This window comes from Brevibacillus fluminis, from assembly GCF_052072235.1.
Lineage (GTDB): Bacteria > Bacillota > Bacilli > Brevibacillales > Brevibacillaceae > Brevibacillus_D > Brevibacillus_D fluminis_A.
Genome location: NZ_CM125436.1, coordinates 4,318,479 through 4,334,607, shown reverse-complemented (window position 1 = coordinate 4,334,607; position 16,129 = coordinate 4,318,479). Strand labels below are relative to the sequence as shown.

General features: G+C 52.0%; 14 protein-coding genes and 1 pseudogene. 10 read left to right on the top strand and 5 right to left on the bottom strand.

Annotation, left to right across the window (positions count from 1 at the left end; all coding sequences use genetic code 11):
• Positions 1–51: 51 nt before the first annotated feature.
• The 4 genes and pseudogenes from ACTID9_RS21450 to ACTID9_RS21435 form a co-directional block, all read left to right on the top strand.
• Positions 52–141 (top strand): annotated as a pseudogene (locus ACTID9_RS21450) (PadR family transcriptional regulator); the annotation flags it as partial.
• 19 nt (positions 142–160) lie between these two features.
• On the top strand, positions 161–1,144 hold the full coding sequence (locus tag ACTID9_RS21445; protein ID WP_441066905.1) for a BtrH N-terminal domain-containing protein: 984 nt from the start codon (positions 161–163) through the stop codon (positions 1,142–1,144).
• Positions 1,145–1,345: 201 nt separating this feature from the next.
• Positions 1,346–1,735, top strand: coding sequence for a hypothetical protein (locus ACTID9_RS21440; protein WP_441066904.1), 390 nt, complete (start codon positions 1,346–1,348; stop codon positions 1,733–1,735).
• A gap of 155 nt (positions 1,736–1,890) precedes the next feature.
• Positions 1,891–2,997, top strand: coding sequence for a hypothetical protein (locus ACTID9_RS21435; protein WP_441066903.1), 1,107 nt, complete (start codon positions 1,891–1,893; stop codon positions 2,995–2,997).
• Positions 2,998–3,090: 93 nt separating this feature from the next.
• Here ACTID9_RS21435 and ACTID9_RS21430 read toward each other — a convergent pair whose 3' ends face one another.
• Positions 3,091–6,168: a peptidase domain-containing ABC transporter gene (locus ACTID9_RS21430; protein WP_441066902.1), complete on the bottom strand. Its 3,078-nt coding sequence runs from the start codon at positions 6,166–6,168 to the stop codon at positions 3,091–3,093.
• Positions 6,165–6,941, bottom strand: coding sequence for a peptidylprolyl isomerase (locus ACTID9_RS21425; RefSeq protein ID WP_441066901.1), 777 nt, complete (start codon positions 6,939–6,941; stop codon positions 6,165–6,167). Before ACTID9_RS21425 ends, ACTID9_RS21430 begins: the two co-directional genes overlap by 4 nt.
• Positions 6,942–7,087: 146 nt before the next feature.
• Between ACTID9_RS21425 and ACTID9_RS21420 the strand changes: the two genes are divergently transcribed.
• A complete protein-coding gene (locus ACTID9_RS21420; protein WP_441066900.1) occupies positions 7,088–7,243 on the top strand; it encodes a TIGR04149 family rSAM-modified RiPP in 156 nt (51 codons plus the stop codon).
• A 56-nt stretch (positions 7,244–7,299) separates the two neighbouring features.
• Here the strand turns inward: ACTID9_RS21420 and ACTID9_RS21415 are convergent, their stop codons facing one another.
• The gene (locus ACTID9_RS21415; RefSeq protein ID WP_441066899.1) at positions 7,300–7,995 is read right to left on the bottom strand and encodes a response regulator transcription factor; all 696 of its coding nucleotides are present in this window, start codon (positions 7,993–7,995) and stop codon (positions 7,300–7,302) included.
• The gene (locus tag ACTID9_RS21410) at positions 7,970–10,123 is read right to left on the bottom strand and encodes an ATP-binding protein (protein WP_441066898.1); all 2,154 of its coding nucleotides are present in this window, start codon (positions 10,121–10,123) and stop codon (positions 7,970–7,972) included. The genes ACTID9_RS21415 and ACTID9_RS21410 overlap by 26 nt, the downstream gene beginning before the upstream one ends.
• Before the next feature lie 321 nt (positions 10,124–10,444).
• Here ACTID9_RS21410 and ACTID9_RS21405 point away from each other — a divergent pair, with 321 nt between their 5' ends.
• From ACTID9_RS21405 to ACTID9_RS21390, 4 genes are all read left to right on the top strand, one after another.
• On the top strand, positions 10,445–11,101 hold the full coding sequence (locus ACTID9_RS21405; protein WP_441066897.1) for a hypothetical protein: 657 nt from the start codon (positions 10,445–10,447) through the stop codon (positions 11,099–11,101).
• A gap of 27 nt (positions 11,102–11,128) precedes the next feature.
• Positions 11,129–11,683, top strand: a complete 555-nt coding sequence (locus ACTID9_RS21400) for an RNA 2'-phosphotransferase (protein ID WP_441066896.1) — start codon at positions 11,129–11,131, stop codon at positions 11,681–11,683.
• Positions 11,680–12,087: a hypothetical protein gene (locus tag ACTID9_RS21395; protein ID WP_441066895.1), complete on the top strand. Its 408-nt coding sequence runs from the start codon at positions 11,680–11,682 to the stop codon at positions 12,085–12,087. The genes ACTID9_RS21400 and ACTID9_RS21395 overlap by 4 nt, the downstream gene beginning before the upstream one ends.
• A 144-nt stretch (positions 12,088–12,231) precedes the next feature.
• Entirely contained in the window at positions 12,232–13,554 is a 1,323-nt protein-coding gene (locus ACTID9_RS21390) for an ATP-binding protein (protein ID WP_441066894.1), read from the top strand.
• A 3-nt stretch (positions 13,555–13,557) separates the two neighbouring features.
• On the opposite strand, the gene ACTID9_RS21385 is transcribed toward ACTID9_RS21390, so the two are convergent.
• Positions 13,558–14,796, bottom strand: coding sequence for a MerR family transcriptional regulator (locus tag ACTID9_RS21385; protein ID WP_441066893.1), 1,239 nt, complete (start codon positions 14,794–14,796; stop codon positions 13,558–13,560).
• Between the two features lie 245 nt (positions 14,797–15,041).
• On the opposite strand from ACTID9_RS21385, the gene ACTID9_RS21380 reads away from it, so the two are divergent.
• A complete protein-coding gene (locus ACTID9_RS21380; protein ID WP_441066892.1) occupies positions 15,042–16,115 on the top strand; it encodes an ABC transporter substrate-binding protein in 1,074 nt (357 codons plus the stop codon).
• Positions 16,116–16,129 lie beyond the last annotated feature (14 nt).

Genomic DNA, 16,129 nt, shown 5'->3' with positions numbered 1-16,129 from the left:
ATTTGCCGACAAGTCTCCGCGTACGAATCAGGTAAGCCGACGCGTCCGATAGTGCCGTTGTACGTAAGGGTACTTTTCCTTCATCCGATGAGTCTTATTGAGAGTGAGCAAGCTTTCGTTGCGAAAATAATCAACGAATAGTTGGGGGAGACGAAAGAGCATGTCTAAAATCATTGAAGGTTTCAGTCCTTTTCAAGGGGAACATTGCGAGACGACAGCAATGGGCAATTTACTTCAATTTGCGGGAGTCCGACTATCGGAGCCGATGTTATTCGGTCTTGGGCAAGGGCTAGGATTCATTTATTGGGATTCGAAGGCGATGGACTTTCCTTTTATTGGGGGAAGGGTGAAGCCGGATGAAATAGCTGCTTGCTTAGCGTCCCGGCTCAACTTAATCATCAAGGCGCAAGAAACCTCGTCCATTGAAAAAGCGTGGCAGAACGTACGGAGCTTCATTGAATGCGGAATTCCGGTGGGGCTTAAGTTGGACTCCTATTATTTGGATTATTTCACGAACAAAGTGCACTTTGCCGCCCACTATGCGGTAATCTATGGCATGGATGACGATTACGCCTACATGGCGGATACTAGACAACAGGGAGGACTTGTGAAGACGAGTTTGGCCCATTTGGCTATGGCTAGAAACGCAAAGGGGCCTATGAGTTCTAGGAATCGTTCCTTTACGATCGAGCCGATCGGCACCCATCCGCCGCTTATCCCCGCTATACGATCATCCTTAACCAAGAATGCACATGACTATTTGAATCCGCCCATTCGCAATATGGGGAATAAAGGCATTATGAAAATGAGCAATGAGATCCTGAAGTGGCCTTCTCGCAGCAAGAATTTTGAGCATGATTTATGCTTGACTGCGTTATTAATGGAAAGAGCGGGAACCGGCGGCGCTTTGTTTCGAAATCTATATCGAGATTTTTTAAAAGAATGCGTGGATCTGTTTGGAGACCCAAACGTCGAACAGGCATACTTGATGTTTACTGAAATCGCTCCCATGTGGGTTAACGTTTCTTCTTTGATCGACCTTGCAGGAAGAACGGGAAACCAGCAGGAGTTAAACCAGGTTTCCAAGCTTTTGCTCGAGATTGCGGATAAAGAACGCGTAGCCATGGAATTTTTATGTAAGTAATGTGTTCGGCATAAACAATCTGATTCTCGCAAACGGGTTTTGAGGAAGGTGCAGTCTATTTGAAACTTTATCGTCTGCTTGCCATTACGATGCTGCTGCTGAATCGCAAACGAATTAGCGCAAAGGAGCTTTCAAGAAAAAAGACGGCACGGAACATTATGAGTACCTTCAATCTACAGTAACAGTTCGTAGGAGGTTGGCATGGCCACACGTTTTCTTGCAGGCATTCTTTCCAGCTTTCTCTTTACTTTCGGAGCGGCGCTCTTCTTTTTCTATGACATCGACACGGTTGTGCCGCTGGCGATGTTTACGTTTCCGACGGTGTTTTTCATCGGTATTCCATTCTCATTTGTCATCGATCTCCTCATGAAGCCGCTGGGAAAGCAGCACAAGGCTATCGTTTTTTGGGTCGAAAGTCTTCTCTATATTCTAGCTGGAGTGGCCGCTACCGCGATCCTATTCTGGACAATTTCCGGATCGTTTCGGAACGTAACGGGGGAGATCTATCTTTTGGGAGTCATCGCTTCCTATGTGTATTTATTAAGTCTCCGATTTTTGAGAGCCAAAAGAAGTGCCTCACATAACGAATAGGAACAGAGAAAATTCTGATATTTTATAATAGAAAAAAATGGTATAATTGGAATCTGGGCAATTCCGAAATGATTCCGGTTTTCATGATGCAAATCGGTTTCACAATAGGCCGTAAGTCAGTCTGTATCCCATTTGAGAAAGGATGAATGACAATAATGGATGCCATTCTTACCAAATCCTTTAGCAATGCAACGCCGTTTCCGCCTACGGTCACGCCGATCTGGACCGAGCTGTCCAGCATCGACTGGCGCTTTCCCAAATGGATGGACCGCAATGGCGTCGTGTTCGGCAATACAGGCAATACGATTGTAAAAAGTCTGGATCATTGGACGACTTGGACAAATGTGGCCACGATTCCGAACGGCTATGGCGAGCCGAGGATGGTTTTGGTGGGGGAATCCGGCAGAATCGTCGTTGGGACTGACGCCGGGCATGTTTTCGTCTCGGATGAAGCGCAAACATCATTCGGTTCAGCGCCCGTGTTCACCTTTGAAAGCGGATATACCGACGAGAAGCATGGCCACTGCGTATATCAAAACGTCATTTTGCTGTGCGCGTACGGCATCAAAAACGCCGCGAACCCGCCGCGGGAGGTGTACATGTCCCGCGATTACGGCGCGACGTTCGTGAAGATTTTCGATTATCCGCCGGATGAGATGAGCGTGCCGGGCAACTTCCACATTCACGATGTGGAGTATGACCCATACGCGAATCGGATTTGGCTGGCGGTTGGCGATACGCCGAATAACCAGGTTTTTTACAGCGACGATCTGGGCGGGACTTGGACAAAAGTCTTCAGCAGTTACGTCGGGTCCAAATTCACCCAGATCATCGCCTACCCGCACGGCGTCGTGTTTGGTTCGGACCAGCAAGCGGATGGCCTGGTGTATTGGAAGCGGCCGAAGGGCTTCCTGCAAGCACCTGTTTTGGAAAGCGACATCGTGAGGGATTTCCTGTTGTTCAATGATAAAAATCTGTTTGTGCATTATGCCACGAGGCGATGGGTGGTCAGAGACAAAGACTACCAAATGGCATTGGTGCCATGGATTCGCGATAATAACGATCCTGCTGCAAGACCGCGGCTGCTGGCATCCGTGGACGGTTTGCAGTGGTTTGAAATTTACCGGCATGACTCGAATCAACTTGGCTTCTATAATATCATCGGGCCGCATCCGGAGGACCCCGACCGAAAGATTCTCGGCATTTTTGGCAGAAACGGCACCTCGTATGTGTTTAAAGCAAGTCTGCCTGTCTTTGCTTGACAGTCATAGATCCACGCGGGAGCAGGCTGGGCCTGCTCTTTTGCTTTTATGGCCTTTTGGCAGGGGGCGAAATCTGCCAGGAATGTTTCGCCGCTACACGGACTGCTGATGGAGCAGGTGATGGTAGACGCCTTTTCGTTGGAAAAGCTGCTCGTGTGTGCCGCTCTCGACAACGGCGCCTTGATCCAACACGACGATCAGGTCGGCATGGCGGATGGTACTAAGTCGATGGGCGATAATCAGCGTTGTCCTGCCTTGCAGCATTTCGGCCATGTTTTGCTGAATTACCCTCTCCGATTCCGTATCGAGAGCGCTCGTCGCTTCATCGAAAATGAGAATGCGCGGATTGCTGATGAGCGCACGCGCGATGACGATCCGCTGACGCTGGCCGCCGGATAGCCGGATGCCGCCTTCGCCGATGATCGTCTCGTATCCGAGCGGCAGAGCCTCGATGAACTCGTGTGCGCCGGCAAGCCGGGCTGCCCGCGCGATCTCCTCGATGCTGACGTTCTCGCTGTTCAAGGCGATATTTTCCCGCACCGAGCCGCGAAACAGCATCGTTTCCTGCTGCACGACGCCGACCTGCTTGCGGATGGAGGCGGCATGCACTTCGCGCAGTGGATAACCGTCAATATAAATCGTGCCGCCGGACGGCTCCAGAAGCTTCAGAAGCAAATGGGCAATGGTCGATTTGCCTGACCCGCTTCGTCCGACAAGCGCTACGGTTTGCCCGGGTTTCAGCTCAAGATCAAGGTTTTGCAGGATCATGTTCCCGCCGCGATCATACTGGAACGATACCTGTTCAAAGCGGATATGACCCTGAATCGAGGGAAGCATGCGCATTTTGTCCGGTTGAGGATGCTCCGGCGTCGATTCGTATACATCGTTCAACCGTTCCATCGAGATGCGAGCTTCCGAGAGTTCGCCTGCGCGCAGTGAGAGCATTTCCATTGCGAACAAAAATGAGGTGAACAGCACGGTGTAGGCTACGAGTTCTCCTACGCTAAGCTGACCCTCCATCACGTAGCGGGAGCCAAAATAAAGAAGTGCTACATGACTTAAGGAACGCAGTCCCCCTGCTACGGCTTTGGCGGCTGCCTCCAGCCGGTTGCCTTCCAACCGCAGTGCGAGCAATCTGCCCAGCTTGTGCAAGAGCTTTCCGCGAATCGTTCGTTCCAGGGACAGCCCTTTGACGGTAGCGATCGCATGAACAGCTTCGACGATCTGTGTCTGGGATTCTCCTTCGGCATTGAGCTGCTTGCGGAGGTTGCGGCGCATTTTTGGCAGGATGTACGCATAAAGGCCGATATACAGCGGCATGAGTGCGAATGCGACGAGCGCCAGACCGGTATGGTAATACACCATTAAGCCCCCATACACGAGCAGGGTCAACAAATCGAGCGATAGCTCGATGGCGTGGTCGGTCATCAGTCTGCGGAGCTTTTCGTTCTCGTACACTCGTGTGAGAATGTCGCCTGACGTTCGCTTTGTAAAATAAGAGTAGGGCAGGTGAAACAGATGACGATAGAAGCTATCCAGCATCGAATGATCGATCGCATAGGCAAGCCGTCCGATGAGCAGCTGGCGAACGGCAGTACAAATCGCATTGAAGCAGATCAGGGCGAGCAGGGCAGCCACAATCGTATGGAGCAGCGGCCAGTTCGCAGTGTTCAGAACACGATCAAAAATTTGCTGCGTCATAACCGGGAACATCAGCAAAATCAGCTCGATGGTTACGGATAGCCCCAATGCTGACAAGAACAGCTTCTTGGAAGGACGAACATAATCGAGATAACGTTTCCACAAAACCTCCCTGTCGTCGAGCGGAACGAGCGGGCCGGCAGGCTGCATGGTGACGACAAGCCCGGTCCAATGTTTGGTAAAGGTCTCAAGCGACATCGTATCGATATACCCCAAACCTGGGTCGGCCACAACAAGCTCATGCTCGCCGACCTCATACACGACAATGAAGTGATTGCCGTTCCAGTGAGCGATGAAAGGAGTCGTCAGCTCATGGAGAAGCGTGCTCGACGTATTCAGCCCCTTGGCCGCGAACCCGAGCGACTCAAGCGTTTCGATCAATCCGAGCATCGACGTTCCTTCCGCTCCTATGTTGCAGCGCTCGCGCATCCGGTTGACGCTGGCGTTCAATCCATAATAGCGGGCGATCATGGTCAGGCAGGTGGGGCCGCAATCCATCTCGCTCTGCTGCATGAGCACAGGGAATTTGCGCCGCCATTTCCAAGCCTTCCACGGTTTGCCGGCGCGTCCGGCGGATTGCTCGGATTCATGCGGTGCAAAACTGTCGTCTGCAGGTAATGCAGCCCGCTCAGCCTCTTCGGGAGGCGTAATCATAGCCATTGCTTTGGTCGAATAGTGGGAGGAAATCGAGCGGATCGATTCCAGAATAACCGGATAGTTTTGAATCAGCTCGTCGAAATCCGTCTTCGACAGGCGGAAAGCGGTCACCGTGTCGGCGGCCCGAATCGTCGCTTTGCGTGGTTCTCCCGTGAGCAGCGCCAGCTCACCAAAAAAATCGCCGGGATAAAGCCGATTGACAACTGCCGCTTCCGGTCCTTTCTCGACAAGCGCGGAACCTTCCTTGACGATGTAGAAGGCGTCGCCAGCCTCCCCCTCCCGCACGAGGCACATGCCGGGCTCATACGTACGAACCTCCAGACGGTCCAGGAGTGAGCGAAGCGCAGCATGGTCAACATGGGTAAGGACAGTGTTGTTTTTCAAAAATGTGCGGATTACATCCGAGGAAATAAATTGCCTGAAATAGTTATCGATAGCAGGGTTTTGGGCGACTAACTCCTGAAATTGGCTGCGTCCGAGCCGCAGCACTTCCAGTGGAGTGGAGGCGCGGATCGTGAGGGCGGAAGCTGCCTCTCCATCAAGCAGGCTGTGTTCGCCGAAATGCTCCCCTGGCAGCAGCAGCCCGAGATTCGTTTCCTTGCCCGCGCTGTTTACACCAATTTTTCTCGCTTTACCGGATACGATGAGATAAAAGCTGTCCGCTGTGTTGTCCCGGTCCACGATCGTTTGTCCCATTGAAAAAGCTTCCGATTGAAACTGTCCGGCAAGCAGTTGCTTCTCTTCGTCACTGAATACATCGAACAGTGGAAATTGCTGCAAAACGTGCATGCGGTTTTCGTTCACAAGCTTCATCCCTCACCCAAGCTCCATATATCTTCATGAATGTCGAGCGTCCGTTGATACGCCTCCAGCTTATCTTGAAATCGTTGCTTGCGGATGCTTTCTTCGACTGCCTCGGTTAATTCAGCCGGGTACAGACTCTCTACCAGGATGAGGCTGTATTCACGTTTCCGTTCAAACGGACCAAGCACCGTTCCCTGGGTTGCGTGAAAGACGGCTGCCGCTGTTTCCGGCTCCAGATCCGAACGGCTGATCAGGCCGACGTATCCGCCCGATTTGGCTGTTGCCGCATCCGACGAATACGCGCGTGCGAGCATGTGAAAGTCGGAGCCCTCCTCCACGCGGAATAGCAGTTCTTGTGCGGCACCGTATTCTTCCGTTGTGATTGTCGAGATTTCGGCGCGGTCAAATTCGTGTGCAAATTCCAGAAAGTGCTGCCGGATTTCATCGGCGGAGACAACGTGGCGGGCCAAGATTTCCCGCAGCGCTTGCGGTCTCAGCAGATCGATGAGATCATCTAGCGTCATCTTGCGGCACTCCAGCCATTCTCTGGTCTGAGAGGCCGTTACTAATTTGTTGGCCCGGCGGAACCGGGTCACCTCTGCCTGCAGTCCGGCGATGTCGGCGGTGAGCCCAAGCGCGCAAGCCCAGCACTCGATCGTCAGGTCGTCCTTGCAGCGGCCGATGTCCGCCCATGAAGCGTTGATTCGCAGCCGTTGCAGCAGTTGCTTCAAGGTCAAAGTCAAATGATTGACACGGAGTGAAATGATTGTTGCAGTATCCAAAATCCAATCCTCGCATTTCGCTAACATATGTCATTTATACTAGCAGCAGAGCCGATTTTTGGCGATTTTAATATTTTTCGAGACTTAAACAAAACTTAAACTTCCTGTTATATAATGGGCGCATCTGTAAAAAGGAGGCTTTCATAATGGCGGAGAACGAGAAGCAACAAAACGAGCTGACTTCCCTTGAACTAACGGACCTGTCCGAAGAATTGTCCGAGCAGCAGTTGAAGGACGTGAAAGGCGGAGATTGGAAAATCGGTTCCAAACCTCCTGTTGGTAAAAGACCAATTAATCCGTAAAAACGTAAAATGGCCAAAAGCCCCGAGCTGTATGATACGCTTGGGGCTTTTGGCTTTTATGGCTCAACTCCGAATTTATAGCCGAATCCGCGGATCGTCACGATGTATTTCGGGTTTGCCGGGTCTGCTTCGATTTTTTTGCGAAGGTTGTGGATATGGACCATGACCGTTCGTTCGTCGCTCATACCGTTTAAGCCCCAGATTCGTTCGTAAAGCTGGCCCACGCTGAACACGCGCCTTGGATGCTCAAGGAGATAGAGCAGTAGCTGAAGCTCCTTGGCAGACAAGGTGACCGGCTGGTTGTCCACGAGCACCTCCAGTCGCTTCTTGTGGATGATCAGCCGTCCGTCCTGCCAAACTTCGGCGCTGTCGTTCGCCTTCGGGCGCGACCGATAGCGCCGAAGCCCCGCTTGTACGCGCGCCACGAGCACCTCTGGCTCAAACGGCTTCGTCACATAATCGTCACCGCCCATGTTCAATCCGGCCACAATATCCTGCGGGCTTTTTTTGCTGGTTAAAAAAATGATCGGAATGTCCGAACGGCTGCGGAGCATCTGCACCAGCGCCAGACCATCGAGTCCGGGCAGCATAATGTCCGAAATGAGCAGATCGTAGGTTGAACGTTGAAACAGGCTGAGTCCTTGCTCCGCAGTCCTTGCGACATCAAGGCGGAACCCTTCCTTCCGCAAATAAATACCGACTAGCTCGCAAATATCGGGATCGTCTTCAATCAGCAGAATGGTCGTCTCCATGTTCTCCTCCTTCGCCAAGGTGATTCGTGTCAGCAGGGGCATCCCCGATTTTTGCAGGAAGCGTAAGGAAGAAGTCGCTTCCAGCGCCCAGCTTGCTGCTTACGCCAATTTCGCCCTGATGGCGTGCCATGATTTCCGCGCAAATCGCAAGCCCAAGGCCGCTTCCGCTTTTTGCGTGCTGACTGCCGGCGATCCGGTAGCGGCGTTTGAAGATGTGAGGAAGCTCGGATTCCGGGATACCGATGCCGGTATCGGTAATATGGATGATGACATGACCGTTATCCGAAGCGAAGGCTGGCAACAATTCTGCCCATATCCGAATGACACCTTCGCCGCGGGTGTATTTCACCGCGTTGGAAATCAAGTTGGCAAAAACGCGCTCGAAGCGGAACCGGTCCAACGTAACCAGCAGCTCCTTGGTAGAGGGCAGCGAAAAAAGCGGTTCTTCCCAGATCAATGTGATTCCTTGTGCACTCGTCTCGGCGGCGTAACGGTGACGTAATTGGCGTAAGAAGGGCAGGATGGGCACTTCCGCAAGCTCGAGCTGAATGTCACCGGTTTTCAATTGGCTTAATTCGACGACGTTGTCGATCAGCTTCTCCAGCATCAGACTCCGATCGTAGATGCGGCCGGCATAAAGCGGCGCTTCCTCCTCCGATACGACACCTGTCGCAATGGCTTTGGAAAAGCCTTTTATCGCTGTGAGCGGGGTCGACAAGTCATGATGGACTTCCGCCAGCAAGGTGCTGCGTATCGTTTCGATCCGGCTCAGCTCCTGATTTCCCTGCTCCAGCTGCAGATTCAACGCCTGGAGGGAGGAAGTCCGCTGCCTGATCGTCTCTTCCTGCGATGCAATGACTTTGTTCAGCTCGATCGACAGCAATTCCGACTGGGTAACAGCCCGCGTGAACAAGAAGGATAAGTTCAACAGCTGGGTCAGCAGAAAAAACAGCAGCCCGAACGAAACGAGCCCGCCGAACGCGACGAAGCCGGTATAATAGAAAATTTCATGAATGACGGTGAGAAAGAAAACGAGAAAGCCGATCATGTTGGAGCGCGAGCCTGTTCGTCGGCGCAGCGCAGCGCGAATGTAGATGTACATGACGTAAAGAAAGACGGGAAGCAGCAGCACGATAATGTACGGGACCATCAGCTGCGTGTACACCTTGGCTGGCGTTGCGAGCACAAAAGCCCCGAAAGCGCCCAAGCCGGCGGCAAACAAAGGGAAGATCCGCAAAATCGCATCCTGCGGATACTGCTTATTGACAAAGGCTGCCAAACTGAGGATCGTGACGATTTCCGACAAATATTCCAGCTTGACTCCCCATTCCCACGAAAGCCCTGGGAACAGGACGTAAACGAACGATTCACCCAGCAGGGAGGACCTTGTGCAAATGGCCAGACAAATCAGGCCGAACCATAAGGCGGCACGCTCCTGCTTGCGTAACAAGTAGAGGAAGAGCGTGTACACCGTCATGAGCAGCAAGCATCCTGTCACAAATGTCCAGACCATAATCCGGTTTCTGTGCAGCGATGCGATCTCTTCTGCAGCCCCCATGTCGATGCTCTCCCAAATCCCGCCTGTGCGCTGAACGAAATTGGAAACCTGGATGACCAATTCGTTATCGCCCGGACGCGGCAGAAAGAAGTATACCTTCGGGTAGTTTCGTGGAACCATGCTCGCGGCATCGGTGCCGACGATACCGAGGCCATTCAGTGGCTTGCCGTTGATCCAGAGTCGGTAGGCGCTGGCGACATTATTGACATACAGGCCGAGCGGTTGCCCGGCCGCCTCGGCAGATAAAACGAACTTCATGCGATACGTGGCATAGCCTTCATTCGCCAATGCCTGTCCGCCTACCGAATAAGACTCCCATTGAGCCGGAATCGTAACCGTCCATGCACCCCCAGGCGAGCCATCCGTGAAATCGCCGGGCTCCATCAAGCGATTCCAGTAAAACGCCCAAGGTCCGTCCAAGGTAACGACCCCGTCCTCTTGAGGATTCCATTGCTGCAAATCCCGCTTGTCAAGCGCTGCATTCCTATCAAGATTCGTTGCCCAGGCTGATAGCGGCGCATTGCACGAAATGATCAGAACCATCAGTAAATAAACGGCAAACGTTTTCATGCCCACTCTCCAGACAAGTACAATTTGGGCCAATCGTCATCGATCTGTCCATTCACCCCAGGACAGGATGTTCTGCGAATTGCTAAGGTGTAATTATAGGAAAAAATGAGCCGGATTTGAAGTGAAAAATGTCTGGGACGGCACCGAGCATGTGTTTAAGCAAACCGGTCAGTCTTTGCTAGACAACCAAACATTCATGCAACGCGTGAGCAGGCCAAGGCTGCTTTTTTTGCGGCCTTTTGCAGGATACAGAATATTCCTGTGATGTTGTATGATTGGTAGCGGGCAGGAATCAACGAGAATGAGTTGGAGGGAACGTACATGAATCGCATCTATTTTGCCGGAAATCCGTGGCCGGATGGGCACCGGATCAAGGCTTTCGCATGGAGTGGACGATTGGAGCCGGAAAGCGGACTGTGGTTCGATTTTCATCTGGAGTCGGATGATTATTATGCAGACGATCAAGATGATGAGGATGAAGAAGACGAAGACGTTGAGAGCGATTGGGCGTCCAAGATTGTCTGGAATAACTACCACAGTTGTACGCTTTCATCCACAGAATGGGGAGACGGGGGCTTCATGGTCGGATCTGCGGCGGAGCCGTTCGATTTCACGTGCCTTACGCAAACTGTCCTCCGCGCCGACCCGCTTGAAACGTATGATTTTGAAGAGCGGGCTTTCCACATATATTTGTTGGGCCATGATGCGGCAGCCGACCACCGGTTTACATTCAGCCGGGAAGCCGACGGTCGCTATTCCATTGAATGGCAGGGAAAAATCGCATTGTACTATGTCGGCTCCGAGGAGTTCGTCCATTCTTTCCGCGCGGGTGTTCAGGACGTGGAGTTTGAAGGGTTTTTGGTACCGGACGGCATGAGCGATTCGTTAGCGAAGAAGGAGCTGCAAAAATACGTGACAGATGTGGAGCGCTACACCTTGATGACAAAAGGGGCAGCGCGTTATTGGGTGTGGAAGTGACAGGGTCAAAAAGAGTGAGGTGAAACGATGGATTACCAAAAAGTGAGCAAGGAGCTGTCGTACGCGCTGCGACATGCCCCGCAGGAGTACGGTTTGGAGTTGGATGAACAGGGCTGGGTTGCGGTGGAACATGTGCTAGGTGCATTGCGCAAGCAGCCGAAATGGAGAACGCTGACAGAAGCGGATTTGCACACGATGATTGCGCGATCGGAAAAAAAGCGCCATGAGATCCGGGACGGGAAAATCCGGGCACTCTACGGGCATTCCGCTCCGCAAAAAATCACCAAGGAAGCGAAACAACCGCCTGAATTTTTGTACCATGGGACACCGCGCCATTTCGTCCCGTCGATTCTAAAATCAGGTTTGCTGCCAAAAGGAAGACAGTATGTGCATCTCTCCGATGAGATCGGGACTGCGCAGCAGGTTGGGGAAAGACGGGATGAACAACCTGTCATCTTGCGCATTGATGCATGGAAAGCATGGCGTGACGGCGTCTTGTTTTACCACGGGAACGAGATGGTCTGGCTCGCCGATCGGGTGGAGCCGCAGTATATTGCCATACTGGACGATTGCCAGCCATGAACCGGAAAACAGCTGTCTGGCTTGCCGGAGGGGTTCTCCTAATCGCATTCCTCATCGTCTGTTCCGTCAAAACAAGCCCATTCGGGAATAACATCGTGGTGGTCATCGTCAATGAGAGCGGGCAAACGGTCAACGGGGCAGCTGTCGAGTATTTCAATCAGCGCGAGACGATTCCGCCGTTTGTCACAGGCGGAGTGCACACGGTTGTGCTGGATATTAGCGAACATAAGGGGGAGGGCACCGTGACATACACGTCGTCCCAGCAACGTGAGCGAGAGGTGCTGCTTTGTGGCTATATCGAGGGAGGCAAGCCTGGGCTATACAGGGGAAAAATCACCGTGCGTTTGCTGAAAAATGGCAAGACAGAGGTGGAGAAGCAGCCTGCTCCGTTCTCCATTTTGTAGCGCATCCGCCTCTTCTAATTTCTTTCATTCGAGTAAAAAAAATCTATTAATTCGCACCCCCAATATTCTACAATATGAGCAGGTTGAGCAAAGAAATAATGAGCATTGCAGCCGGTCAACTGGATATTGTTATGGGGGTCTGCCATGATTGTTTACTTCAAAGATTTTTTGCTGAACACGTTCATCGTTTTTTCCCCGCTTGTCCTGTATCCATTCATTTACCAGACAAAGGATCGTCCCTGGCTCTACCGATTTTTGGTGGGGTGCATGTTTTCCTTTGCCATCGTTGTAACGATGTCTTTTCCGCTGATGATAAAGGGCGTCACGTACGATTTTCGCTCCATCCCGCTGACGGTCGGCTGTTTGTACGGCGGCCCGCTCAACTCTGTCATCCTGTACGTTATCGTCATCTGCTACCGCTATGTGCTGGGCCAACCGTTGAACCTGCTTTATGCGCTCGCCCTTTTGCCCAGCCTGGCCATCGTTGCGCTGCTGTGGAAAAAATATCAGACCAGCAAGCCGTACCAAAAGATCATCATCGCCGTTTTTCTGTGCACATCGATCAAGCTCATAACCTTTGGTGTGTATCTTTCGGTAACCAACAAGGTGGGCCTGCTCCTAAACAGCGTGCCGGAGACGATCGTAAGCTATGCGATCCAAGGCTTGCTGGTGGGAATCTTCGTCTTTTGCATGGAATTTTTGATGCGGTATTACCATTTGCAAGAAGAGATGGTGCGCAGCGAAAAAGCCAAAATCGTCAGCGAAATGGCCGCGGCGGTTGCTCACGAAATCCGCAATCCGCTTACAACGGTACGCGGGTTCATCCAGTTGCTGGGGGCGGACGGAATCAGTGCGGAAAAGCGCGGATTTTATCAAAAAATTTCGCTTGAAGAATTGGATCGGGCACAGATGATCATCACCGATTACCTTTCCTTGGCCAAGCCTGATCCGGAAACCGTGGAACTCATTCAGATCCAGGATGAAATCCGCTATTTCTCGAATGTGCTGCTGACTTATGCCAACTATAACAATACGCAGATCGAAACGAATATCGACTCGGAAGAGAACATGCAAATCGTGGGCGACCGGCACAAATTCAGGCAAGCGCTGATCAATATCGGCAAAAATGCGATAGAGGCGCTGCAGGATGGCGGCTCCCTCACCATTTCCGCGAAGAAGCGCGAGGGAATGGTGGTGATCGAGATTCGCGATACCGGGGTCGGCATGACAGAGGAACAGATCCAGCGACTCGGCACGCCATACTATTCGACAAAAGAAAAAGGAACCGGCTTGGGCACGATGGTTTCGTTTACGATCATCAAAAAGATGAACGGCACGATCACGATCAAGAGCAAGCCGGGCAAAGGAACGCTGTTCTGCATTCAATTTCCGCATGCATATGCTGCTGCCGGCAGTATGGAAGAGGTGGCTGCAGGGAAAGAGCAGCAACTGGTTCACAAAAACTGATGCCTACTTGTGACAACGGTGTACCGCTTGATACGAGGCAAGGTACAGCCGGTCCTGGTCCAGATGGTAATCCAGATAGCGCCCCGGTTCGGTCAACGATCCCAGCTCTTCTCGCATACAAGCCGAAAAGCCGTTGGCAAGCAGCTGATTGGCGATATAGTCCGGCTCCAAATTTTGCGGATGGCTGTCCGGATAGAGCGCATGGAGGTTTTGCAGCGAGCGCGATTGATGCTGGTAGTACATATAGGTGCCGAAAATTCGCGCGTCGTCCTGCAAATACGGCAGCAAGTGCGCCAGCGGCCAGGAATCGGCATACAGGGAAAAATCGTTGAACGAGAGCGTATCGATGACAAGGCTGATGCAGCCGTTTTGCAACGGAAGCCGCAGGTCGTTGTTGACGATGTAGAGCACCTGGAGCCTGGGATTGAGATGCTCAAGCTTTCCTTTCAGCTTTTTCAGCATCATCAGGCTGTTGGCCGTAAACACATAGAGCGTATCCGGCGGCAGCTGGGCCAAATATTTGGGCGGAAATACGTAGACTTCGACATTGGTTTGCAGCATGATCTGGTGCGGTCCCATGTTTTGCTGCAGCGATGTGTAAATCCACTGGCTGCCTTTTTCCATCAGGCTGATCCAGCCGGGTGACAGCTCCGGGAAAATATCCTGATCATAAATGAAATAATCTTGCATCGGGGAAGCTGCCACCGAAGAGGTGAGCAGGATGCCTTCCTTGATTTCGGCGAAGTAGCCGCAGCGGCAGTGGAGCCTTGCCTCCAGCAGATGCTGCCCGAATAAAGAGGCGTTTTCGAGCGCGAGCGGCTGGTTGCACGACGGACAGGCGAGCAGCGGAATGAACGACAATGGGACGCCTGTTTGCAGCGCGGGAGGGTCCAGCTTGCGCGTTGTCCGAATTTTTTCCTCCAGCAGGGCGATCGATCGGTTGAGCTGGGAGCTTTCCTCCTGCAAAAGCTGTTTCTGCTCTTGCAGCAAGCCGACGAAATATTCCAAATCGTCATTGTCGGCGAACTGCGAGATGCGTTTGAACGACATGATTTTTTGGATGTCCTGCATGGAAAAGCGCAGCTGCTTCAGTTCCAGAATCCAGTTCATGTCATCGACACAGCCGTCATGGAAGCGGTATTGGGCATCCTGCTTGACCGGGATCAACAACCCCAGCTCCATATAATAGCGGATGGTTTCGATTGTGACGGAAAATTGCTTGGCGAATGCGCCGATTCTCACTTTTTGACACGCCTCCCTTTCCTCTTTTCTATTATACTAGAAACGTGGGGTTAACCCTATGTTTTTGTGAAAAAGCGGTCGATTACGCGCTTGATGTGTAGATACGTGCATCCGGTAAACTGGGGAAGAGAGCACATGGCGCTTATGAAATGTAAGCGCAAGAAAGCGCTTTCAAAAATAGAGGGGGACATGCTGATCGCTTGCGATCGCATGACAACATCGAAAACAGAAAGTGAGGATGTGGAATGAAAAAAATGGCAACGCGCACCAAATGGTTGGCACTTGCGCTGGCAGGGGTGCTTGCGCTTGCAGCAGGCTGCGGCAACAGCGCCGCACCGGCAGGCGAGGAAAGCAAATCGAAGGAATTGAACGTGTTTAACTGGTCCAATTATTTGCCTGAATCCGTAATCAAGCAGTTCGAGAAAGAATCGGGCATCAAGGTGAACTACAGCACCTACTCGTCCAACGAGGAGATGCTGGCCAAGCTGACTGCAAGCAATGGCGTCTATGACGTTGCGGTCGCGACCAGCTACATGGTGGATATCATGAGCAAGCAGCAGCTGCTTGATCCGATAGATTTGAACAAGGTGCCGAACTTCAGCAACATCGGCCCGGATTATGTAAAAAAAGCGTTTGACCCGAAAAATGAATTCTCCATCCCGTATTTGGCGGGCAACATCGTTTTGGCCGTCAACACGGATAAAGTGAAAACACCGGTTACAAGCTATGCCGACCTGTGGAAGCCTGAATTCAAAAACTCCGTCGTCGTTGTTGACGATATGCGCGGCCTGATCGGGATGACCAACCAGATGCAAGGCAAATCGATGAATGAGACGGACGATGCCGTGCTGCAAAAGTCGAAGAGCATGCTTGTCGACCTTTTGCCAAATATCAAGGCGTTTGACAGCGACAGCCCGAAAACGCTGCTGATCAACGGGGAAGCAACCGTCGGCTTGGTATATGGCGCAGAGGCTGCGCTGGCCCAAAAAGAAGTGCCGGCGATCAAAGCGGTTTATCCGAAGGAAGGCGTCATCCTGTGGATGGACAACTTCGTGATTCCAAAAGGGGCAAAAAACAAAGAAAATGCAGAAGCGTTCATGAACTTCTTGCTGAGACCGGAAATCAGCGCGGAAATTTCCAAAGAGATTCCGTATACGAACCCGAATATCAAAGCCCAGGAGCTGCTCGATGACTCGATCAAGAAAGATCCGATCATCTATCCGACGAAAGAAGACTTGCAGCGCGGGGAATATGCAGGCGATGTGGGAGACAAAATCTCGCAGCTCGACCGCATTTGGAATGAGCTGAAATCGCACTAGATCGATCAATGAGG